The sequence below is a fragment of the Salmonella sp. SAL04196 genome, assembly GCF_046550835.1.
Classification (GTDB): domain Bacteria; phylum Pseudomonadota; class Gammaproteobacteria; order Enterobacterales; family Enterobacteriaceae; genus Salmonella; species Salmonella enterica.
On sequence record NZ_JBGDXE010000001.1, the window covers coordinates 1311923 to 1335313 of the forward strand.

Genomic DNA, 23391 nt, shown 5'->3' on the forward strand with positions numbered 1-23391 from the left:
AACCTGCACAGCGCCATCCGGCTTACAGGTTTACTCAAAAGGCGGCGGAGCCAGCACTTCACGATTACCGTTATGCCCCTGAGCGCTGACAATACCCTGCGCTTCCATCTGTTCGATAATACGCGCCGCACGGTTATAGCCGATGCGGAACTGACGCTGAACGCCGGAAATGGACGCTTTACGCTTCTGGGTGACGAAATTAACGGCCTGATCGAATAGCGCATCTAATTCTTCGCCGCCGTCAAAACCGCCACCACCACCTTCGCTTTCGCTGTCGGAGGTAATGCCATCCACATATTGCGGACGACCGCGCGCTTTCCAGTCCTGAACCACCGCATGGACTTCCTGGTCACGCACAAACGCCCCATGGACACGTACCGGCATGGTGGAGTTTGGTCCGGAATAGAGCATGTCCCCCATTCCCAATAACGACTCAGCGCCACCCTGATCAAGAATGGTGCGGGAGTCGATCTTACTGGATACGGTAAAAGCGATACGGGTTGGAATGTTGGCTTTAATTAAACCAGTAATCACATCGACCGACGGACGCTGCGTCGCCAGTACCAGGTGAATCCCCGCGGCGCGCGCTTTCTGCGCCAGACGCGCGATCAGCTCTTCAACTTTTTTACCGACGGTCATCATCAGGTCGGCAAATTCATCAACCAGTACCACGATATACGGCAGTTTTTCCAGAACCGGATGCTGAACATCCATACTGTCACCCGGCTTCCAGTACGGGTCTGGAATCGGACGTCCCATGCGGGCCGCTTCGGCGATTTTCTCGTTATACCCAGCCAGATTACGCACGCCGAGCGCGGACATCAGCTTATAGCGACGCTCCATCTCATTGACGCTCCAGCGTAACGCGTTAGCCGCGTCTTTCATGTCGGTAACAACTTCTGTCAACAGATGCGGTATACCCTCATAGACCGAGAGTTCTAACATTTTCGGGTCGATCATGATAAAGCGAACGTCTTCCGGCTGCGCTTTATACAGCATACTGAGGATCATGGCGTTAACTCCGACCGACTTACCGGAACCGGTCGTACCGGCCACCAGCAGGTGAGGCATTTTCGCCAGATCCGCCACTACCGGATCGCCCGCGATATCCTTACCTAACACCACGGTAAGCGGCGACGGATTCTCGCGGAATTTGGCGTTATCCAACACTTCGCGCAGATAAACGGTTTGCCGTTTCTTGTTCGGCAATTCCAACCCTACGTAAGGTTTGCCTGGAATGACCTCCACAACGCGTACGGCTACCGTTGACAATGAGCGCGCCAGATCCCGGGAAAGGTTGGAGATACGCGCCGCTTTAACGCCCGGGGCCAGATTCAGTTCAAAGCGAGTAATGACCGGGCCTGGCGAATAGTTCACCACATCAGCTTTAATGCGGAAATCCGCCAGACGCGCTTCAACCAGACGCGCCATTTGCTCCAGCGCAAAGGTATCTACCGGTTCAACTTCGCTCGGCGGCGGCGTCAGAAGATCTAACGAAGGCAGCGGCGTCGTCGGACGCTGTAATGGACGACTGTCGCCGTTACGCATCAACAGCGGGTGAATCAGGCTGTCTTGCGGCGCTGTCGGCTGTTGCGGCTGCTGATACTGCGGCTGCGGCGCTGTCGGTTGCTGCGGCTGCTGATACTGTGGCTGCGGCGCTACCGGCTGCTGCGGCTGCTGATACTGTGGCTGCGGCGCTACCGGCTGTTGCGGCTGCTGATACTGCGGTTGCGGCGCTACCGGCTGTTGCGGCTGCTGATACTGCGGCTGCGGCGCTACCGGCTGTTGCGGCTGTTGATACTGCGGCTGCGGTGCTACCGGCTGCTGAACAGGCGTTGATTCGGGCATGACACTCGGCGTGAACAGCGGTTCGTGCGGACCTTCATCAACCAATACTTTCATTGGCGAGAAATCCAGATCGTCCAGTGAGAACGGCTGCGCGCCAGCGGGTTGCTCGCCGGAATATCGCTGCTGTTGCGAAGCGGCAAACTGGCGGGCTAATTCAGCTTCCGCAGCGGTATCGTCATCTTCTGCCTGTTGAGTATCATGCTGATACGTCTCACCATAACGATGCTGCTGCGACTGCGCAAACTGACGGGCTAACTCGTCCTGATGCATTGCATCTATTTCTTCATCGGTTAGCTGCGCGCCCGTCTCGTACTGATTGCGCTCCGCCTCGCGGGCTTTTTCTTCTGCAATCCTCTGTGACGGCAGCTTAATACCGTACGACGCCAGTTCCCGTCGGGTCGGCACGCGAACGCGGTTCGGACGCGGCAGTTGCGGACCAATCCCCTCTTTCACCTGCGGACGCGGCGCGCCGCCGGTAGCCAGACCAAATGCAGGCGCAGCGGCCGCGGCGCCTGCTGCCAGAGCGCCACTCTTAATACCTGCGTCAAGCGACGCGGCGGCGGCTACCGCTTCCACTGGCGGTATGGATGGCGCGACAGATACCGTAGGTTTGACCGGCACGTTCTCTTTTACCGGCTCCGGAATCGGTTGATACCATGCCGCCAGTTGTTCGCGCTCACGGGCGCGTTTCTCTTCCACCTCTTCAAAATAGTAAAGCGGAGGACGGGCGGGTCTGGTCTCTTCTATGACAGGTTCAGGCTCGGTGGCAACCGGCTGTTCGATAACCGGCGGCGGCATGTGGGAAGGTTCAGCCGCTATCGGCTCCGGCTGATAAACCGGCGTCGGCTGATGGGTCGGCTCCGGCTGCCAGTGTTGTTCGGCATCCGGCGCCTGCCATTGCGGCTGTGTTTCCTGCGGCGCAAGAGAGTCATACTCTGCTGCGGTCGCTGGCGTCGCGGCGTATTGCGGCGCGGAAGCGACAGGCACAGGTTGCTGCCACGGCGCACTTTGCGCCTCCTGCGGTTGAGCATATTGCGGATGCGGCTGATACCCCTCCGGCGCAGGCGCGATAACCGGCTCGCCGGTTTGCGGCCCCGGTACGGGCTGCCACTCCACGGTCGGTTGCGCGACAACCGGCTCAGCCCCCGGCATGGGCGGCGTTTGCATTATGGGATCGGCGGACGCTGCCCACGTCTGGGTGACGGCAGTTGCGGCCGCAGCGGCGGCAACCGGTTCGGTGACAGAATGGCCGTTTAACAGCGGATCATATTCATCATATTCCGGCTGCGTCGCACGGTTGCCCGAAAACAGAACGTCGTCGGGATCGGCAGCGACGCCGCGCGCGCTATACTGAATGTCCTCGTCATCATCCATCCGTTTGCCGGAAAAGAGCGCGGCATCGGTCTGACGGCCCCGTGGATTGCTGAATTTTTCAGCCAGTCGCTTACGACGCGCCAACGCGCCGCGCAAAATACGCGCCCGGCGAGATTCACGCTGCACGCCGTCGGTTTCTTCATCGTATTCGTCATCATACTCTTCGTCGTCAACCCACGTATCATCACGCCGGGTACGGTTGCTGGCGAAGGTCAGTATATTAAGCAACCAGCCGCCTAATTTTTCGGCGATACTAACCCAGGACCAACCGGTAAAGAGCGTCAGCCCGGCAGCCCAAATACAGAGAAGCATTATCGTTCCGCCGCTACTATGCAACAACGGCTGCAGCGTGGTGCTTAACAGGCTGCCAATTACGCCGCCGGAGGCGAAATACCAGATATCGTCGGCATTAATGGCCGCCAGACCGCAGGAAGTGAGAATCAGCGCCAGCACGCCGATAAGGCGTAGCGACACAGCAAAATAGTCGATGTAATCATCCGTAGACTGATGACGCCACGCAAACCAACACCCGCCGACAATAATGACAGGGATGGTGTAGGCCATTACGCCAAAAATAAAGAACAGTGTATCGGCCAGCCACGCGCCCGGCGCGCCGCCTAAATTATGGATGGGTTCATGCCAGGCGGTTTGCGACCAACTGGGGTCCGAAGGGTTAAAGCTCAACAAGGCCGCCATCAGCCAGACGGCAAAAAGGGCAATAAGTATCAACAACGCTTCCAGAAGTCGGCGCCCGCTGCTTAACTTCGTCAATGTGACGTCTTTGTCTTCAGTATATTCCTGGCTCAAAAAAGGCTCTCCAGGTTCCAGGCTTTTCCCGCCCGATGCTAAAACGGACAACAGCACCGGGTTACCCCGGCACTGTTGCTGTATGGATTAACAGGAGTGTAATCAAACTACGGCGATTTTGCACCTGTTCCGTGTTAGCGTGTCTTAATAACCAGACGATTACTCTGTTTTACCTCTTCCATCACTACGTAAGTTCGGGTGTCGTTCACACCTGGCAAGCGCAGCAACGTCTCTCCCAATAGTTTTCGATACGCTGACATATCCGGTACACGGGTTTTCAACAGGTAGTCGAAATCGCCGGAAACCAAATGACACTCCTGAATCTCTTCAAGCTTTTGCACGGCGGCATTAAACTGTTCAAACACATCCGGCGCGCCGCGATTTAAGGTAATCTCAACGAATACCAGAAGTGACGCATCCAGATAATGCGGGTTCAACAGCGCCGTATAGCCCTGGATAAACCCCTGTCGCTCCAGCCGACGCACACGCTCAAGGCAAGGTGTCGGCGAAAGCCCTACTCGTTTAGAAAGCTCGACGTTGGAAATACGCCCATCCTTTTGCAGTTCATTAAGAATGTTACGATCGATACGGTCGAGATCTTTGCCAGGGCGCTTCTTGCTATCTACCATTATTATTGTCTCTCTGTATTCCTTCCCTACTCCTGCCTGACTCTACTCACATCACTGTTCAGAGTCGCTGCCCATCACAATAGACCGAAACCCAGAGGGATTAACGGCGCGCAATGCCTGGTCTATGGTGAGAAGACCGTTGCCTCGCGGCAGCTATCGACATCACGAATGGCGTCTGTCCACGCCATGCGTAGATTTCACTAGCCCGGTAAACATGGTATTTACATGCATGATTATGCAGCACATACATAACACAGTTTTTTTCTTCCTCGAATGTTTTCGCAAAACAGCAGGTGATTGTCAAAGCAAAACATCGATTTTTAGTACAACATGCCAGTTATTCATTAGAGAGGGCGGTAAACTGTCATTTCGTCACCTTATAAGTTACCGATTTCAAGTAAAATTTGTGATGATAACGTCGCTGTCCCGGTCGTTCATCGGTTCATGCTATTACACATATTGTTAACAAAATCGTTATGCTCTTTTTTTACGTCTGTAAATTCCCTACAATTCTGCTCATTGTCTGCCAACAACTATGGGGATCTCATGGGCACGACCAAACACAGTAAGCTGCTTATTCTGGGCTCAGGACCGGCGGGATATACCGCGGCGGTGTATGCCGCGCGCGCAAATTTACAGCCAGTACTTATTACCGGTATGGAAAAAGGCGGTCAACTGACTACCACGACGGAAGTGGAAAACTGGCCCGGCGATCCAAACGATTTGACCGGCCCGCTGCTGATGGAACGCATGCATGAACATGCGGCAAAATTTGAAACCGAGATAATTTTTGATCACATCAACAAAGTGGATCTGCAAAATCGTCCGTTCCGTCTGACAGGTGACAGCGCAGAGTACACTTGCGATGCGTTGATCATTGCGACCGGCGCTTCCGCGCGCTATCTGGGGCTGCCATCGGAAGAAGCCTTTAAAGGGCGCGGCGTTTCCGCCTGCGCAACCTGCGACGGTTTCTTCTACCGCAACCAGAAAGTGGCGGTGATCGGCGGCGGCAACACCGCAGTTGAAGAAGCGCTTTATCTGTCCAACATCGCTTCGGAAGTGCACCTTATCCATCGCCGTGACGGTTTCCGCGCTGAAAAAATCCTCATTAAGCGCCTGATGGATAAAGTTGAAAATGGCAATATCATTCTGCACACCAACCGGACGCTGGAAGAAGTGACCGGCGATCAGATGGGCGTCACTGGTCTGCGTCTTCGCGACACGCAGCAGAGCGATAATATCGAGACGCTGGACATCGCCGGACTTTTCGTAGCCATCGGTCATAGCCCAAACACGGCGCTCTTCGAAGGCCAGCTTGAGCTGGAAAATGGTTATATCAAAGTTCAGTCCGGCACCCATGGCAACGCCACACAAACCAGCATCCCTGGCGTATTCGCGGCGGGTGACGTTATGGATCATATTTACCGTCAGGCGATCACCTCTGCAGGTACGGGCTGTATGGCGGCGCTGGATGCTGAACGCTATCTCGATTGTCTGGCCGACGCGAGCAAATAGTTTTTACAAATCAGTAACAAAAGTAAAAAAGGCGACTATAAGTCGCCTTTATTTTTGCGTCGTTGTAACATTGCCCTTGCCTGAAATTCTAATAACTCACCTGCTAAGCGTGCAATGAATAAAACCCGTCAAAAAGAGCTGACCCGCTGGTTAAAACAGCAAAGCGTAATCTCCCAACGGTGGTTGAATATTTCCCGCCTGTTGGGATTCATGAGTGGCGTATTAATTGTCGCTCAGGCCTGGATCATGGCGCGTATCCTGCAACATATGATCATGGAGAACATTCCACGGGAAGCGCTGTTGCTCCCTTTTATCCTGCTAATACTGGTCTTTGTCCTTCGCGCCTGGGTGGTGTGGTTGCGCGAGCGCGTCGGTTTTCATGCCGGACAACATATTCGCTTTGAGATCCGCCGTCAGGTGTTGGATCGTCTGCAGCAAGCCGGCCCTGCCTGGATTCAGGGCAAGCCCGCCGGTAGCTGGGCGACGCTGGTGTTGGAACAGATTGACGATATGCATGACTATTATGCGCGCTATCTGCCGCAAATGGCGCTTGCCGTTTGCGTACCGCTCTTAATCGTGGCGGCGATTTTCCCGTCAAATTGGGCGGCGGCGCTGATTCTGCTGGGCACTGCCCCGCTCATTCCCCTATTTATGGCGATGGTGGGAATGGGCGCGGCTGACGCCAACCGCCGCAATTTCCTGGCGCTTGCCCGGCTAAGCGGCCATTTTCTTGACCGTCTGCGCGGGATGGAAACGCTGCGAATTTTCGGTCGTGGAGAAGCGGAAACCGAGAACATTCGCGCAGCATCGCAGGATTTTCGTCAACGCACGATGGAAGTACTGCGCCTCGCCTTTTTATCTTCCGGCGTGCTGGAGTTTTTCACCTCGCTTTCTATTGCGCTGGTCGCCGTTTATTTTGGCTTCTCTTACCTGGGCGAGCTGAACTTTGGTCATTACGGTACTGGTGTGACGCTCGCCGCCGGGTTCCTCGCTTTGATCCTCGCGCCGGAGTTTTTCCAGCCGTTACGCGACCTCGGCACGTTTTATCATGCTAAGGCGCAGGCGGTTGGCGCGGCGGATAGTCTGAAGACATTTCTGGAAACACCCCTCGCCCACCCGGCGCGCGGCGAAGTTGAGCTGGCGGAAAACGAACCTGTAACCATTGACGCAGTCAATCTTATTATCACCTCGCCAGAAGGCAAAACGCTTGCCGGGCCGCTGAATTTCTCATTAGCGGCAGGAGAACGCGCCGTCCTGGTAGGACGCAGCGGTTCCGGTAAAAGCTCTCTGTTGAATGTATTATCCGGTTTTCTCTCCTATCAGGGATCTTTGCGTATTAACGGTGTCGAGCTTCGCGATCTCTCGCCGGAATCCTGGCGCCAGCATCTCTCCTGGGTCGGACAAAACCCGCAATTACCTGCGGCGACGCTACGCGAAAATGTATTACTGGCGCGCCCGGACGCCAGCGAGCAGGAACTTTATGCCGCGCTTGACGCCGCATGGGTAAGCGAGTTTTTACCGCTGCTGCCGCAGGGAGTAGACACCCCGCTCGGCAATCATGCCAGCAGACTTTCCGTCGGCCAGGCACAGCGTGTAGCGGTCGCCCGTGCGCTACTTAATCCCTGTCAACTGCTACTGCTGGATGAACCGGCGGCAAGCCTGGACGCTCACAGCGAGCAACGCGTCATGCAGGCGTTAAAAGCGGCGTCAAAACGCCAGACCACATTAATGGTGACGCATCAGTTGGAAGATCTCGCCGACTGGGACGCTATCTGGGTTATGCAAGATGGCGCGATTGTCGAACAAGGCAGTTATGCCGAACTCAGCGCCGCCAACGGCGCTTTTGCGACGTTATTGGCTCACCGTCAGGAGGATATTTAAATGCGCGCGCTACTCCCTTATCTGACGCTTTATAAACGCCACAAATGGATGCTAACGCTGGGAATTGCGCTGGCAATCCTGACCCTGCTTGCCAGTATCGGGCTGCTGACGCTTTCCGGGTGGTTCCTGTCCGCGTCCGCTATCGCAGGCTTCGCGGGAATTTACAGTTTTAACTATATGCTCCCGGCAGCCGGCGTGCGCGGCGCGGCCATTACCCGTACCGCCGGTCGTTATTTTGAACGTCTGGTAAGTCATGACGCCACGTTCCGCGTGCTGCAACATCTGCGTATTTACACCTTCAGCAAACTTCTACCGCTCTCCCCCGCGGGTCTGGCGCGATATCAGCAAGGTGAACTGCTGAACCGCATCGTTGCCGACGTCGACACGCTGGATCATCTCTATTTGCGCGTCATCTCCCCGCTGGTCGGCGCTTTTGTAGTGATTATGATTGTCACCCTGGGGCTTAGCGTTCTCGACGTGACGCTGGCGATCACGCTGGGCGGCATTATGCTGTTGACGCTGTTTATTATGCCGCCGGTGTTTTATCGCGCCGGCAAAAATACCGGCCAAAATCTGACGCATCTACGAGGTCAGTATCGCCAACAGCTCACGTCATGGTTACAGGGCCAGGCGGAACTCACCATTTTTGGCGCCAGCAAACGCTATCGGGCGCAAATGGAAGCCACCGAATTACAATGGCATGAGGCCCAACGCCGACAGTCTGAACTGACCGCCTTATCGCAGGCGTTAATGCTGCTGATTGGCGCGCTGGCGGTGATGTTAATGTTGTGGATGGCCTCCGGCGGCGTTGGCGGCAATACGCAGCCCGGCGCGCTCATCGCGCTGTTTGTCTTCTGCGCGCTGGCGGCTTTCGAGGCGCTTGCGCCCGTTACCGGCGCATTCCAGCATCTGGGGCAGGTTATCGCCTCTGCGCTTCGTATCACTGAATTAACGGAGCAAAAACCGGAGGTGACCTTTCCACAGGCAGAAACTCCCGCGCCGGAAAAGGTCACACTCACCCTGCGGGACGTTTCGTTTCGTTATCCCGACCAGCCGATTAATGCGCTCAATGCCCTCTCATTACAGGCTAATCCTGGCGAGCATGTCGCTATTCTGGGGCGTACCGGCTGCGGAAAATCAACGCTGTTGCAGCTACTCACCCGCGCCTGGGACCCGCAACAAGGCGAAATTCTGCTCAACGATCTTCCGCTATCCTCGCTGAGCGAATCCGCCTTACGCCAGACTATCAGCGTGGTGCCGCAGCGTGTCCACCTGTTCAGCGCCACACTGCGTGATAATTTATTACTGGCGGCGCCCAATGCCAGCGACGAAGCCCTTTCCGACATGCTGCGTCGCGTCGGCCTCGAAAATCTGCTCGAAGATAGTGGGCTTAATAGCTGGCTTGGCGAAGGCGGTCGTCTGCTGTCCGGCGGCGAACTTCGTCGCCTGGCCATCGCCCGCGCGCTGTTGCACGATGCCCCGTTAATGCTGTTGGATGAGCCCACTGAGGGGCTGGATGCGACCACCGAGAGCGAAATGCTGGAATTACTTGCCGATGTGATGCGCGAGAAAACCGTCCTGATGGTGACTCACCGTTTGCGCGGCCTGGCCCGTTTTGATCAAATCATCGTAATGGACGACGGGCGCATCATTGAGCGAGGCACTCATGCAGAATTGTTAGCCGGACAAGGGCGCTATTATCAGTTTAAACAACGTCTGTAAGCTATTATTGAACGATCCGACTTGCGTACTGGAGTTTCGCCGTCATGCGTCTGGTTCAGCTTTCCCGACATTCTATCGCCTTCCCTTCGCCGGAAGGCGCTTTACGCGAGCCTAACGGTTTACTGGCGCTGGGCGGCGATCTCAGCCCTGCCCGGTTGTTAATGGCCTACCAGCACGGGATTTTCCCGTGGTTTTCGCCGGGCGACCCGATTCTGTGGTGGTCGCCCGATCCGCGCGCCGTGCTGTGGCCTGAAAAGTTTCACCTCAGTCGCAGCATGAAGCGCTTTCACAACGCATCCCCTTACCGCGTGACGCTCAATTACGCTTTCGATCGGGTCATTGATGGATGCGCCAATCACCGTGACGAAGGCACCTGGATAACGCGTGGTATTGAGGAAGCCTATCGCCGATTACATGAATTGGGCCACGCGCACTCCATTGAAGTGTGGCGTGATCAGGAACTGGTCGGCGGGATGTATGGCGTCTCGCAGGGGGCGCTGTTTTGCGGCGAATCGATGTTTAGCCGCCAGGAGAATGCCTCTAAAACCGCACTGCTGGTTTTTTGCGCTGAATTTATCCGTCACGGCGGTAAACTTATTGATTGTCAGGTACTTAATAGTCATACCGCCTCGCTCGGCGCCATTGAAATTCCACGTCGTGACTACCTCGATCACCTCGCGGCCTTACGCCAACAGCCGCTGGCCTCCCGTTTTTGGGTGCCGCGGACATTATTTTTGCCCCGGAAGTGAATGTTTTCGGCACATTTTTTATTGGGGTGTTATAATTGCTGCCGCAGAATTGGTTTAGCATATTATCCCGCAGCCCGTTGTCAGGTAACGCCCATCGTTTATTTCACCGTTCCCTTATATGTTGCGCTTATGTCGATACATCAGGCGGTAGTATCAGGGAAAAGGTGTATAACGCGGCGTTGTCGTGTGTCGCGGAATCATGTGCTAAACCTGGTTTGCTGTGTTTTAAACGCACAAATCTTTACTTATCAAAAGAAGTTCGGCATTATCTTGCCGGTTCAAATTATGGTAGTGATACCCCAGAGGATTAGATGGCCAAAGAAGACAATATTGAAATGCAAGGTACCGTTCTCGAAACGTTACCTAATACCATGTTCCGCGTAGAGTTAGAAAACGGTCACGTGGTTACTGCACACATCTCCGGTAAAATGCGTAAGAACTACATCCGCATCCTGACGGGCGACAAAGTGACCGTTGAGCTGACCCCGTACGACCTGAGCAAAGGCCGCATTGTCTTCCGTAGTCGCTAATTGTCTCCTCACGCCCTGAAGGGCGGCTGGATAAAAGGTCGGTTTAACCGGCCTTTTTTGCGTCCATTAAGTCGATGAATGACGAGCAGGTTACTCTTCCACCATGCGCGCATACTCTTCCGTCAAAAAATCGACCAACGCGCGTACGGAAGGTAATAATCCTCGCCGGGATGGGAACACAGCATGAATAACCTCCCGCCGGGGCTCCCACTCTTCCAGCACCGCGACCAGTTCACCGGCGGCCAGTTGTTCTTTCACCATTAAGACAGGTAACTGCACAAGCCCCACGCCCGCCATCGCCGCCTCGCGTAGCGCCAACATGTCGGTGGTAATCATACGCGGGGTAAAATGGACTTCCGCACGCGCGCCCTGCGGGCCGTAAAGTTCCCAGCGGTGGATATGCTTGCCGGATGCAAGACTTAGCCCTGGCCAATGACTCAACTCCGCCGGCGCGGAAGGGATTCCCATCCGTGCGATAAGATCCGGGCTGGCAAACAGGCGATGCCCTCTGTCAGCCAGGACGCGCATCACCAGGTCGCTATCTTCAAACGGGCGCGGCCTGACGCGAATCGCCACATCCACCCCCTCCCCTACGACGTCCACCCGACGATTGGTCGCTTCAAGCTGTAGCGAAACATCAGGATAACGCGCCATAAATTTCGCCAGCATTGGGCCGATGTGTACATGCAGCAGCGTCACCGGGCAGGTCAGCTTCACGATACCGCGAGGCTCTACCTGCAATGCGGCAATGGCATCCTGCGCCGCCTGAGCTTCCACCAGCATCGCTTTACAGTGCTCATAGAATGTTTGTCCCACTTCGGTAACGTTAAACTGCCGGGTAGTTCGCTGAATCAATCGCACGCCCAGCCGTTCCTCCAGTTGCGCAATACGCCGGCTCAGTTTTGATTTTGGTTCATCAAGCGCACGCCCCGCAGCGGCAAACCCACCCTCTTCGACCACATGCACAAACCACGCAAAATCATTGAGATCCGTTTTTATCATTACATTGTCCTATTAATGGAACGGTATGAGCCATTTTAGCCACTACCGAACCTTTTGTCATGAATATAAGCTTATTCACATCAAGACAACGCCACTGAGGAGAACACCATGAAACAGATTACAGGCGTCTATACCGCACCTCGCCCGCACTGGGTTGGCGATGGATTTCCGGTTCGTTCACTCTTTTCTTATCAGTCACATGCGCAGCAGTTGAGTCCATTCCTGCTGCTGGATTATGCCGGGCCGCACACATTTACGCCGGGTAATGAAAAACGCGGCGTTGGAGAGCATCCACACCGCGGTTTCGAGACCGTGACGATTGTTTATAGTGGCGAAGTCGAGCACCGGGACTCTACCGGTCGCGGCGGCGTTATCGGCCCGGGCGACGTTCAGTGGATGACCGCAGGCGCAGGCATTTTGCATGAAGAGTTCCACTCCGACGCGTTTACCCGTCGGGGCGGCGAACTGGAAATGGTGCAGTTGTGGGTTAACCTTCCAATGAAGGACAAAATGACCACCCCGGGTTATCAAAGCATTACCCACGATGTTATCCCGACCGTTACGTTGCCGGATGACGCCGGAGTCGTGCGGGTCATCGCAGGGCGTTATGAAGAGACAAAAGGCCCAGCGCACACTTTCTCGCCGCTCAATGTCTGGGATATGCGCCTGCAACGCAATCGCCAGCTTACATTGGCACAGCCGGAAGGATGGAGCACCGCGCTGGTGGTACTGAAAGGCAATATCACGGTGAACGGCACGACGCCGGTCAACGAAGCGCAACTGGTGGTATTGAGCCAGCAAGGGAAAACGCTGCACCTTGAGGCCAGCAGCGACGCCAGCGTATTGCTGTTATCAGGCGAGCCGCTGAATGAACCGATTGTGGGTTACGGCCCATTTGTTATGAACACGAAACAAGAGATCGCAGAAGCAGTCCGCGATTTCAACTCCGGCCGTTTTGGCCAAATCTGAAAACATGAAGGAGAACACGATGTCAAGTCCTGCTAATTTTAATGGTTTGCGCCCGGTAATTGATGTTAACGATTCCGTGATGCTTTTAATCGATCATCAAAGCGGTCTTTTCCAGACCGTAGGTGATATGCCAATGCCGGAATTACGCGCTCGCGCCGCGGCGTTGGCGAAGATGGCGACGTTAGCGAAAATGCCGGTCATTACCACGGCATCCGTACCGCAAGGTCCGAACGGCCCGCTGATCCCGGAGATCCACGCTAATGCGCCACATGCGCAGTACATTGCGCGCAAAGGTGAAATTAACGCCTGGGATAACGAAGATTTCGTTAAGGCGGTAAAAGCGACGGGTCGTAAGACGCTGATCATTGCCGGGACGATTACCAGCGTGTGCATGGCATTCCCGGCCATTAGCGCGGTAGCGGAAGGTTATAAGGTATTTGCCGTGATCGACGCATCCGGTACCTACAGTAAGATGGCGCAGGAGATCACCCTGGCGCGTATCGTACAGGCTGGCGTCATACCGATGGATACTGCCGCAGTCGCCTCTGAGCTGCAAGGCACCTGGAACCGTGAAGACGCCGCCGCGTGGGCCGACGTTTATACTCAGGTATTCCCGGCCTATCAACTGCTGATCGAAAGCTACAGCAAAGCGCAGGATGTGGTGAAAAACAACGAAATGTTGGATTCACAGCGCTAATTTGCCCCCCCGCGCCAGTTTGGGCGGGGATTATGTCTATTGCATGAGCAAACGACAGTGAATATGTAAATTCTGCTTGACCGTTTTAGCGCAACTCCCTATAGTAGCGCCCCGTTGCCCCCCAAGTGGTCAGGCAGCAATACAATATGGTGAGGTGTCCGAGTGGCTGAAGGAGCACGCCTGGAAAGTGTGTATACGGCAACGTATCGGGGGTTCGAATCCCCCCCTCACCGCCATATTCAAGAAAGAGCTCGTACGAAAGTACGGGCTTTTTTTTTCACATTGACCCGTCGATTACCGGATGATGACGCAATTTACAAGCGCCTTGTCCGCCTACCGCGAGCACAACGCCATCAGGCTAACTATTAGCCGGCATAAAAAAACCGGGCGCTAAGGCCCGGTTTGTACGGCAGTGAAACGAAGATTAATGCGCGGCTTCCGGCTTGTGCTTTTGCGCACTCTGGAAGCCATACGTCAACGCATTTTTCTCTTTATCCAGCGCGACGGTGACCTGTCCGCCATCAACCAGCGATCCAAACAGCAACTCATTGGCCAGCGGTTTTTTCAGGTTATCCTGAATCACACGCGCCATCGGTCGTGCGCCCATCGCCCGGTCATAGCCCTTTTCCGCCAGCCAGTCGCGCGCTTCCTGACTGACTTCCAGGGAGACGCCTTTCTGATCCAACTGGGCCTGCAACTCGACGATAAACTTATCGACAACCTGATGAATCACCTCGCCAGACAGATGATCGAACCAAATAATGTTGTCGAGACGGTTACGGAACTCCGGCGTAAACACTTTCTTGATCTCGCCCATCGCATCGGTACTGTTGTCCTGATGAATAAGACCAATAGATTTACGTTCGGTTTCTCGCACGCCGGCGTTGGTGGTCATCACCAGCACCACGTTGCGGAAATCCGCCTTACGGCCGTTGTTATCGGTCAGCGTACCGTTATCCATCACCTGCAGCAGCAGGTTAAAGACATCCGGGTGCGCTTTTTCGATCTCATCCAGCAACAGCACCGCATGAGGATGCTTAATCACCGCATCCGTCAGCAGCCCACCCTGGTCGAAACCGACGTATCCCGGAGGCGCGCCGATCAAACGGCTCACCGTATGACGCTCCATATATTCGGACATATCGAAGCGCAACAGCTCAATACCCAGCGCTTTTGAAAGCTGTACCGTAACTTCAGTTTTCCCTACGCCAGTTGGCCCGGCGAACAAGAATGAGCCGACAGGTTTATGCTCATGGCCCAGACCCGCACGACTCATCTTAATAGCTTCGGTCAGCGCCTCAATCGCGTTATCCTGGCCGAAGACCAGCATTTTCAGACGATCGCCCAGGTTCTTCAGCGTATCGCGATCGCTCTGCGAGACGCTCTTTTCAGGAATTCGCGCAATTCGCGCCACTACGGACTCAATATCCGCCACGTTGACCGTTTTCTTACGTTTGCTCACCGGCATCAGACGCGCCCGCGCGCCCGCTTCGTCAATCACGTCAATGGCTTTATCCGGCAGATGGCGGTCATTGATATATTTTACCGCCAGCTCGACCGCCGCACGCACCGCTTTCGCGGTATAACGCACGTCGTGGTGCGCTTCGTACTTAGGTTTCAAGCCGTTGATAATTTGCACCGTCTCTTCTACCGAAGGCTCGGTAATATCAATTTTCTGGAAACGGCGCGCTAATGCGCGGTCTTTCTCAAAAATATTGCTGAACTCCTGATAGGTCGTTGAGCCGATCACCCGGATCTTGCCGCTGGAAAGCAGCGGTTTAATCAGATTTGCCGCATCCACCTGTCCGCCCGACGCCGCGCCAGCGCCGATAATGGTATGGATTTCATCGATAAACAGGATGCTGTTGGTATCCTGCTCAAGCTGTTTCAGCAACGCCTTAAACCGTTTTTCAAAATCGCCGCGGTATTTGGTGCCCGCCAGCAGCGAACCGATATCCAGCGAGTAAATGGTGCAATCGGCCATCACTTCCGGCACATCGCCCTGCACGATACGCCAGGCCAGCCCTTCGGCAATCGCCGTTTTGCCAACGCCGGATTCCCCCACCAGCAGCGGGTTATTTTTACGGCGACGACACAAGACCTGGATCGCGCGTTCCAGTTCTTTTTCACGACCAATCAGCGGATCGATGCCGCCCACGCGAGCAAGTTGGTTAAGATTCGTCGTGAAGTTTTCCATACGTTCCTCCCCACCAGCTTGTTCGTCGCCAGTTGGCTGATTGCCGAGATCGGAAGATTGGCTCGGTTCGTCTTTTCGCGTCCCGTGAGAAATAAAGTTCACGATATCCAGACGGCTCACTTCATGCTTACGCAGCAGATAAGCCGCCTGTGATTCCTGTTCGCTAAAGATAGCCACCAGCACATTCGCGCCAGTCACTTCACTACGCCCGGAAGACTGAACGTGGAAGACGGCACGTTGCAGGACACGCTGGAAACTTAACGTCGGCTGCGTATCACGCTCTTCTTCACTGGCAGGCAGTACGGGTGTGGTTTGTTCAATGAAGGCTTCGAGTTCCTGACGGAGCGCCACCAGATCCACGGAGCATGCTTCCAGCGCTTCGCGAGCCGATGGGTTGCTGAGCAGCGCCAGCAACAGATGCTCGACGGTCATAAACTCATGACGGTGCTCGCGCGCTCTGGCGAAAGCCATGTTTAAACTGAGTTCCAGTTCTTGATTGAGCATAGGCACCTCCCCCAATTTTTATACCTGCATTCAGGCTTTTTCCAGCGTACACAGCAACGGATGCTCGTTCTCCCTTGCATACTTGTTCACCATCGCCACTTTGGTTTCCGCCACCTCGGCGGTGAACACGCCGCAGATGGCTTTGCCTTGATAGTGAACCGCAAGCATCAATTGCGTTGCACGTTCTACATCATAAGAAAAGAATTTTTGTAACACGTCAATAACAAACTCCATCGGAGTGTAATCATCATTGACTAATATCACTTTATACATAGATGGCGGTTTTAGCGCGTCGCGCACGCTATCTTCCACCAGCTGGTCAAAATCCAGCCAATCGTTCGTCTTACCCATCGTCAGTCGTCATTATCGGTTACGGTTGTCGGCAGGAAAATCTGCCGCTGACCAGAGTCTATGCACACAATCAATCTACCTCAATTGATAGATAACTAACATCTATCAGTACCATCCGCGACATCTGTCACATTCCCGGCAATAGCGTTAACTGCTTCAAATTTTTGATTCATTTTTACCCGATCCCCCCTGCCTGATGCTTGACGCCTCGCCTGATTTCTCTAAATTGTAATGTCGAGAGTTGGTGAGGTTTTGAACAGCCCCCACTCCGTCACCGGTTCATTCCATCTTACTTATATAAGATTTACGAAGGATGTCGAAGCATGGAAACGGGTACTGTAAAGTGGTTCAATAATGCCAAAGGGTTTGGTTTCATCTGCCCTGAAGGCGGCGGCGAGGATATTTTCGCCCATTATTCCACCATTCAAATGGATGGTTACAGAACGCTTAAAGCCGGACAGTCTGTCCGGTTTGATGTACACCAGGGGCCAAAAGGCAATCACGCCAGCGTCATCGTGCCCATCGAAGCAGAGGCCGTTGCATAGCTCCTCTGTCTCATTGTGTACATCCAGGAGGCAAAATGCCAGCCCGATCGGCTGGCATTTTTATTTAACGCCAGTTCCTGATAGCGACACTGTTACATCTTATCAGGCCGACAAATGACGTCAGCAAGATTACTCCCTTGCCAGCGCATCCACCGGGTCCAGTCGCGCCGCGTTTCTCGCCGGTAGCCAACCAAACAGTATCCCAGTAAACGTCGAACATAAAAACGCGCTCGCCAGCGCAGTCAGTGAAAAACCGATCTCCCAGCCGGGCAGGAAAAGCTGTAGCATAAATGCGATGAACATCGACAAGCTAATCCCCAGCGCTCCCCCAACCAGGCAAACCAGCACCGCTTCAATAAGAAACTGCTGTAGCACATCGCTGGCGCGCGCGCCTACCGCCATACGGATGCCGATTTCACGCGTTCGCTCGGTGACGGAAACCAGCATAATATTCATAACGCCGATGCCGCCGACAACCAGCGAAATGACGGCCACCAGCGTCAGAAATAACTGAAGAGTATAGGTGGTTTTTTCAGCCGTTTTCAGGACGCTGTCCATATTCCAGGTAAAGAAGTCTTTTTTACCGTGGCGTAAGGTGAGCAGGCGGGTAAGCTGCTGTTCAGCCTGATCGCTATCAACGCCATCTTTCACACGAACGGTGATCGAGTTAAGCCATGACTGACCCATTATGCGATCTGACATCGTGCTATAGGGCAACCAAACTTGCAACAGATTGCTATTGCCGTACATGGACGGTTTCTCTTCCGCCACGCCAATAACAATAACCGGCATATTACCCACCAGCACCACTTCCCCTACGACATTCGCTTTATTTGGAAATAGCTGGCGTCGCGTGTTGGCATCCAGCACCACCACCTGCGCGCGATCCTGTTGCTGTACAGCATTGAAGGTGTTCCCCTCCCTAAAGGACATGCCGTAAACGTTAAAATAATCGCCACTGACGCCATTAGCATTTACGGCAATATCAATATTGCCATAGCGAAGACGTAGGCTCTTTGAAACGCTGGGCGTCGCAGAGTTAACCCACGGCTGTTTCTGAATAGCCACCAGATCGTCATATTTCAGCGCCTGTCGATACTGCGGGTTGTCGTCGCCAAAATCTTTGCCTGGATGAATATCAATCGTGTTAGTGCCCATAGCGCGGATATCCGCCAGTACCATCTTTTTTGCGGCGTCGCCGACCACCACAATCGACACCACCGACGCAATACCGATAATAATTCCCAGCATGGTCAGTAAAGTACGCATTTTGTTAGCGGCCATCGCTAACCACGCCATCGACAGCGCTTCGCGAAAGCTGCTGGCAAATTGCCGCCAGCCGGGAGCCGTATTAACTACGGCAGCGTCAACGCCCTGTTCGCGTTTCTTTTCCTGCGCGGGCGGATTATGGACAATCTTGCCATCGTGAATTTCAATAATCCGCTCCGCCTGGGCGGCAATCAGCGGATCGTGCGTCACAATGATCACCGTGTGTCCGCGATCGCGCAGTTGGCGCAAAATCGCCATCACCTCTTCGCCGGAATGGCTATCCAGCGCGCCGGTCGGCTCATCCGCCAGAATCACCTGTCCGCCGTTCATCAGCGCGCGGGCAATGCTGACACGCTGCTGCTGTCCGCCAGAAAGCTGTGAAGGTGGGTAATCGACGCGATCGCTTAATCCCAGCCGCAAAAGCAACTCTCTGGCGCGCGCCTGGCGTTTTTTGCGTTCAATGCCGGCGTAGACGGCGGGGATTTCAACATTTTGCGCTGCCGTTAAATGCGACAACAGATGGTAGCGCTGAAAGATAAAGCCAAAATGCTCACGCCGCAGCTGCGCCAGCGCGTCCGGGTCCAGCGTCGAGACGTCCCGCCCCGCCACCCGATAAGTGCCGCTGGTCGGTTTATCCAGGCACCCGAGGATATTCATCAGCGTTGATTTTCCAGAACCGGAAACGCCGACGATCGCCACCATCTCCCCGGCGTGGATTTGCAGGGAGATATCTTTCAACACCGCCACCTGCTCTTCTCCGGAGGGGTAGCTGCGACTCACATTGCGCAGTTCAAGCAATGCCGTCATGGCATCGCTCCTGGCCTGCTCTCGCCGATGATCACCTCATCGCCCGCTTCCAGACCTTTAACCACTTCCACGTCTGTATCGTTACGCTCGCCAATGACCACTTCGCGCTCACGTTTTTCGCCGTTACGCAACAGCGCCACTTTATAACGATTGCCGCCCACCGGTTCGCCAAGCGCGGCGAGAGGAATAATCAGCACATTTTTGACATCCATGAGTTGAATATAAACCTGTGCGGTCATATCAAGACGCAAGATTCTTTTGGGATTCGGCACTTCAAACCGGGCGTAATAAAAAATAGCGTCGTTGACCTTTTCCGGCGTCGGCAGAATATCTTTTAAAACGCCTTCATAGCGCGTTTGCGGATCGCCTGCAATGGTGAACCATGCTTTCTGCCCCGCCCGAAGATGGATCACGTCCGCTTCCGAGACCTGCGCTTTTACCAGCATGGTGCTCATATCCGCCAGCGTCAGAATATTGGGCGCCTGCTGAGCTGCAATCACCGTTTGTCCTTGCAGGGTAGTGATTTGCGTCACTTCCCCCGCCATGGGGGCAACAATACGGGTATATTCCAGGTTGGTTTTCGCGGTGTCCAACGAGGCCCGATTACGTTTGATCTGGGCATCTATGGTGCCAATACGCGCCTGTTTAACCGCCATCTCCGTCGCCGCGGTATCCAGATCCTGTTGCGATACCGCCTGAGTCTTAGCTAACTGCTGCTGGCGCGCCAGCGTAACCCGCGCCAGCTTTAACTCAGCGGCTGCCTGCTGACGCTCCGCGTTCAGCTCCATCAGGGTGGCCTCGACCTCTTTTATCTGGTTCTCCGCCTGATCTGGGTCAATCACGCCGAGTAGCTGATCTTTTTTAACGTTATCTCCAATGGAGACCAGCAGCGTTTTCAACTGGCCGCTCACCTGCGCGCCGACATCCACTTTACGCAACGCGTCCAGTTTTCCAGTCGCCAGTACACTCTGTTCAAGATCGCCTGGCCGCACGATTAATGTCTGATAAGTTGGCAGCGGCGCATTTATCATTCGCCAGCTAACCATCCCCCCCACTAAAAGAATTAAAATAATGGCCAGATAACGCTTTTTAAATTTCTTTCCCTTAGCACGCATAGAAACCCTGACGGCAAAATTTTAACCAGAAAGTAAACCGTATCTAAACAAACCTGACACAATAAAGATAGCGTCGGCTGTATTGACGATTGGTTAATGTTTCCTGTGGTTCAATCTCGACAATCTTATGTCGCGGATTACGATCATGACACAGCTTACAGATAATACCTGGTACACTTCAGATCACATCTCTCCTTTACAATTATTTATTCGTCTGACGCGCGGGCAATTACAGCCAGGAAAATTCTGGCGTAAAGCCAGCTTTCGTCGCAAGTTTTTAATCCGCTCATTAGTCATGCCGCGTGCGACCAGCCAATTACTGACCAATCTCACCCAATGGCCGGAGTTAAATACGTTACTTGCTCGTCAGCCGCGTTTGCCTATTCGGCTACATCGTCCTTATATGGCTGTAAATATTAAACGCGATTTCGCCTTAGATGCGCTGTGTTTTCATTATCAACAGATGCGCCAACTTTTATCGCGGGAACAACAGGTTAGCTATTTAAGTCAGTATGGCCTGAATCTTGCTAAATTTGAAACTAAAACCGGCGAGTTGTTTCAACTTGATTTAGTCAGTCTGGTCTCACTGGATAAAGAAGGTGAAAGCACTATTGTTGTTCGCGACGCACAGTTACGTATTCTGGCAGAGATCACATTTACCCTGTGTCGCTTTAACCAACAACGCACACTATTTATCGGCGGATTACAGGGCGCGGCAAACGACGTTCCTCACGAAATTATCCAGCAGGCGACCAAAGCCTGCCATTGTCTTTTTCCCAAACGCATCGTGATGGAGGCTCTCTGTCAGTTTGCGCAAGTCTTTCAGGCGGAGCAGATTATAGCCGTGAGTAACGATGCGCACGTTTACCGTAGCTGGCGATACATGGATAAAAAGACGCAAATGCATGCCGACTATGACGCGTTTTGGGAATCGTTAGGCGGTGAAAGAATTAAAGGGAATTACTATACGCTACCGCTGGCGATCGCCCGAAAAAGCGAAGCGGAGATCGCCAGTAAAAAACGGGCCGAGTATCGCCGCCGCTATGCTTTACTCGATAGCGTTGTCGAACAGGTTCCGGCCACATTCAAACGCTAATCCGCCCGGCCCCGCGCCAGCCAAACCACGCGCGAGAACATCTTTCTGAACAGCGGCGGCACGGCGTCAATTCCCCGCCGCCCGGCTTCCATCGCGACTTCAATCGCCAAATCCGGCTTTGACGAGCGGTGGATAGCTTTAGTGATAATTTTCCGGGTATTCATCGGTACATTAGGCGGAAGCTGCGCAACCCGGTGAAAAACATCGGCAAAGCCCTGACGATACATAAAATGTTCCATATCCAGCGCAGGCAGCGCCGTGAGATGTTCGCGTTCTTCTTCCCGATCGTTATTAAGCAGGCTGCGGACCGTCGCGGCATATTTTTTCCCCGCTTCGTCGCCATCCACCAGGACATGCCACTCGATTCCCATACGGCGGGCGAACTTCACCAGCGGTTTCAGACCGGACTGAGCAAACTCAATGACTTTAATGCCCTCCGCATCAAAATGATGTCCACACTGACGCGCCAGCTCATTAATAACCCAGGTTTCCGTCTCGCCTTCCACCAGTAGCCAGCAACGCGCAAACAGCGACGACGCGCGATTAAAGCGGATATGAAAGGCGATGCGCCGTCCATCTTCCGCGCTTAACCCGCCCGGGCCCAAACGCCAGGCGGCGACGCGGGAAGATTCGCGCACCAGCCGTACGACATGCTCCACCGGCGTTAGCGAGAGCAATTCGCCTGAGTTAGTCGTCGCTATCCGCTGTAGCGGCAACAGATTGAGCAATTGCCAGGCGACTGAAAGCATAATGGGATGTAAACGGGTTTCCGGATCTTCCACCAGCAGTAATGGTCGCGCGTCTTTATGTAACCGCAGCGTCCCTTTCGCCTGTAACAGCGTGGAGAAAAGCCCCAGCAGGATCACCCGATGCGACCGGCTGCCCGGTTTGTCGATCATCCGATTAATAATATCCAGATAGCGCCAGCTACGTTGCTCATTTTGCGAACGCCGGCGCATGAGTCGGTGACGCGCCTGTCCTGCGCCCTGCTCCGAAAAATAGTGCTCAAGCAGTTGCACCATCGCGGACAGTCCCTGACGAATCTGCCCGTCAGTTAAATTTTGCGGCCGGGTCGCCAGCTCACGCGCCAGAAAATCCAGCTGTCGGGCCGTGACTTCAACATCCGGCACATTGGGCACCGTACCGTTGCGAATACGTCGCATAAAGCGCGCATCGCGCAAACGTAGCACTGGCATCAGACGAACCAGGTGGCGCACCTGATCGTTAATATTTTCCACCGGCAATGGCTGCCCATCGCTATTAAGAAAACTGCGTAGCGTCATCACGCTGCCATCAGCGCCGCATTCGCCCTCTAGCCGATAAAAAATACGGTGAAAATCATCCTCGCAAGGCGACCAGCATGCTTCCAGCGCTCGATAACGACGTACCCGATGCCGCCCTGGCTGCGTTTCGCGAAAAGTCAGAATAATATGCAGGTGATGCTCGCGTCCTTTTATGTCGCCAGGCGGAAACCAGAAATCCTCACGGACAAAATGGTAGAGATCGAGTTCCGGCGACAATAACAGAGTCAGCGCATCCAGCAGGCTGGATTTGCCCCAGGCGTTTTCCCCAATCAGCACGTTGTTTTGCTCCAGCATCAACGACAGTCGGTTGATACCGCGAAATCCCACTATTTCAACGCGTTCGAGAATCATGCTTCCTCCAGAAAAGCGTCACCACTCCATTAAACTCACCGCAGTATAACGGCAAATGCTTCCGCCTGGCGTGATATTCCCCCCTTTGCCTGAGGCAACTGTATGATAAATGTACGGCTGACGGTGTCG

Annotated in this window: 18 protein-coding genes and 1 tRNA gene; 10 read left to right on the top strand and 9 right to left on the bottom strand. The window is 54.3% G+C overall.

Features of this window, described 5'->3' with window-relative positions:
• Nucleotides 1–30 precede the first annotated feature (30 nt).
• Nucleotides 31–4029 (bottom strand): DNA translocase FtsK, encoded by a 3999-nt coding sequence (gene ftsK / locus ACLJPE_RS06700; RefSeq protein WP_001542595.1) that lies wholly within the window; start codon nucleotides 4027–4029, stop codon nucleotides 31–33.
• A 134-nt stretch (nucleotides 4030–4163) separates the two neighbouring features.
• Nucleotides 4164–4658 carry a leucine-responsive transcriptional regulator Lrp gene (gene lrp, locus ACLJPE_RS06705; protein ID WP_000228469.1) on the bottom strand — a complete coding sequence of 165 codons (495 nt, stop codon included), beginning with the start codon at nucleotides 4656–4658 and terminating at the stop codon, nucleotides 4164–4166.
• 546 nt (nucleotides 4659–5204) lie between these two features.
• Here lrp and trxB point away from each other — a divergent pair.
• From trxB to infA, 5 genes are all read left to right on the top strand, one after another.
• The gene (gene trxB / locus ACLJPE_RS06710) at nucleotides 5205–6173 is read left to right on the top strand and encodes a thioredoxin-disulfide reductase (protein ID WP_000537405.1); all 969 of its coding nucleotides are present in this window, start codon (nucleotides 5205–5207) and stop codon (nucleotides 6171–6173) included.
• A gap of 114 nt (nucleotides 6174–6287) precedes the next feature.
• On the top strand, nucleotides 6288–8054 hold the full coding sequence (cydD, locus tag ACLJPE_RS06715) for a heme ABC transporter permease/ATP-binding protein CydD (protein ID WP_001044531.1): 1767 nt from the start codon (nucleotides 6288–6290) through the stop codon (nucleotides 8052–8054).
• Nucleotides 8055–9776 (top strand): heme ABC transporter ATP-binding protein/permease CydC, encoded by a 1722-nt coding sequence (gene cydC / locus ACLJPE_RS06720; RefSeq protein WP_001202249.1) that lies wholly within the window; start codon nucleotides 8055–8057, stop codon nucleotides 9774–9776.
• A 44-nt stretch (nucleotides 9777–9820) separates the two neighbouring features.
• Nucleotides 9821–10525 (top strand): leucyl/phenylalanyl-tRNA--protein transferase, encoded by a 705-nt coding sequence (aat, locus tag ACLJPE_RS06725; protein WP_001241640.1) that lies wholly within the window; start codon nucleotides 9821–9823, stop codon nucleotides 10523–10525.
• 311 nt (nucleotides 10526–10836) lie between these two features.
• Entirely contained in the window at nucleotides 10837–11055 is a 219-nt protein-coding gene (gene infA, locus ACLJPE_RS06730; RefSeq protein ID WP_001040187.1) for a translation initiation factor IF-1, read from the top strand.
• 90 nt (nucleotides 11056–11145) lie between these two features.
• Here infA and ACLJPE_RS06735 read toward each other — a convergent pair whose 3' ends face one another.
• Complete coding sequence (locus tag ACLJPE_RS06735; protein WP_000597928.1) at nucleotides 11146–12057, bottom strand: LysR family transcriptional regulator; 912 nt, start codon at nucleotides 12055–12057, stop codon at nucleotides 11146–11148.
• Between the two features lie 108 nt (nucleotides 12058–12165).
• Here ACLJPE_RS06735 and ACLJPE_RS06740 point away from each other — a divergent pair, with 108 nt between their 5' ends.
• The 3 genes from ACLJPE_RS06740 (at nucleotide 12166) to ACLJPE_RS06750 (ending at nucleotide 13959) form a co-directional block, all read left to right on the top strand.
• Entirely contained in the window at nucleotides 12166–13026 is an 861-nt protein-coding gene (locus ACLJPE_RS06740; RefSeq protein ID WP_000809969.1) for a pirin family protein, read from the top strand.
• A gap of 19 nt (nucleotides 13027–13045) precedes the next feature.
• Entirely contained in the window at nucleotides 13046–13723 is a 678-nt protein-coding gene (locus tag ACLJPE_RS06745) for a hydrolase (RefSeq protein WP_000097892.1), read from the top strand.
• 148 nt (nucleotides 13724–13871) lie between these two features.
• A tRNA-Ser gene (locus tag ACLJPE_RS06750) sits at nucleotides 13872–13959 on the top strand.
• Between the two features lie 188 nt (nucleotides 13960–14147).
• On the opposite strand, the gene clpA is transcribed toward ACLJPE_RS06750, so the two are convergent.
• From clpA to ACLJPE_RS06765, 3 genes are all read right to left on the bottom strand, one after another.
• Entirely contained in the window at nucleotides 14148–16424 is a 2277-nt protein-coding gene (gene clpA, locus ACLJPE_RS06755; protein WP_000934064.1) for an ATP-dependent Clp protease ATP-binding subunit ClpA, read from the bottom strand.
• A 30-nt stretch (nucleotides 16425–16454) separates the two neighbouring features.
• A complete protein-coding gene (gene clpS / locus ACLJPE_RS06760) occupies nucleotides 16455–16775 on the bottom strand; it encodes an ATP-dependent Clp protease adapter ClpS (RefSeq protein ID WP_000520789.1) in 321 nt (106 codons plus the stop codon).
• Between the two features lie 95 nt (nucleotides 16776–16870).
• The gene (locus tag ACLJPE_RS06765) at nucleotides 16871–16948 is read right to left on the bottom strand and encodes a hypothetical protein (RefSeq protein WP_212742690.1); all 78 of its coding nucleotides are present in this window, start codon (nucleotides 16946–16948) and stop codon (nucleotides 16871–16873) included.
• A gap of 150 nt (nucleotides 16949–17098) precedes the next feature.
• On the opposite strand from ACLJPE_RS06765, the gene cspD reads away from it, so the two are divergent.
• Nucleotides 17099–17320, top strand: coding sequence for a cold shock-like protein CspD (cspD, locus tag ACLJPE_RS06770; protein ID WP_000447499.1), 222 nt, complete (start codon nucleotides 17099–17101; stop codon nucleotides 17318–17320).
• A 129-nt stretch (nucleotides 17321–17449) separates the two neighbouring features.
• On the opposite strand, the gene macB is transcribed toward cspD, so the two are convergent.
• Together macB and macA are read right to left on the bottom strand one after the other, a co-directional pair.
• On the bottom strand, nucleotides 17450–19396 hold the full coding sequence (macB, locus tag ACLJPE_RS06775) for a macrolide ABC transporter ATP-binding protein/permease MacB (protein WP_000125891.1): 1947 nt from the start codon (nucleotides 19394–19396) through the stop codon (nucleotides 17450–17452).
• Nucleotides 19393–20511, bottom strand: coding sequence for a macrolide transporter subunit MacA (gene macA / locus ACLJPE_RS06780; protein ID WP_039513072.1), 1119 nt, complete (start codon nucleotides 20509–20511; stop codon nucleotides 19393–19395). Before macA ends, macB begins: the two co-directional genes overlap by 4 nt.
• 145 nt (nucleotides 20512–20656) lie before the next feature.
• Here macA and ACLJPE_RS06785 point away from each other — a divergent pair, with 145 nt between their 5' ends.
• On the top strand, nucleotides 20657–21607 hold the full coding sequence (locus tag ACLJPE_RS06785; protein WP_039513068.1) for a VirK/YbjX family protein: 951 nt from the start codon (nucleotides 20657–20659) through the stop codon (nucleotides 21605–21607).
• Here ACLJPE_RS06785 and ACLJPE_RS06790 read toward each other — a convergent pair.
• On the bottom strand, nucleotides 21604–23262 hold the full coding sequence (locus ACLJPE_RS06790; protein WP_000599770.1) for an ATP-dependent endonuclease: 1659 nt from the start codon (nucleotides 23260–23262) through the stop codon (nucleotides 21604–21606). The genes ACLJPE_RS06785 and ACLJPE_RS06790 overlap by 4 nt on opposite strands.
• Nucleotides 23263–23391 lie beyond the last annotated feature (129 nt).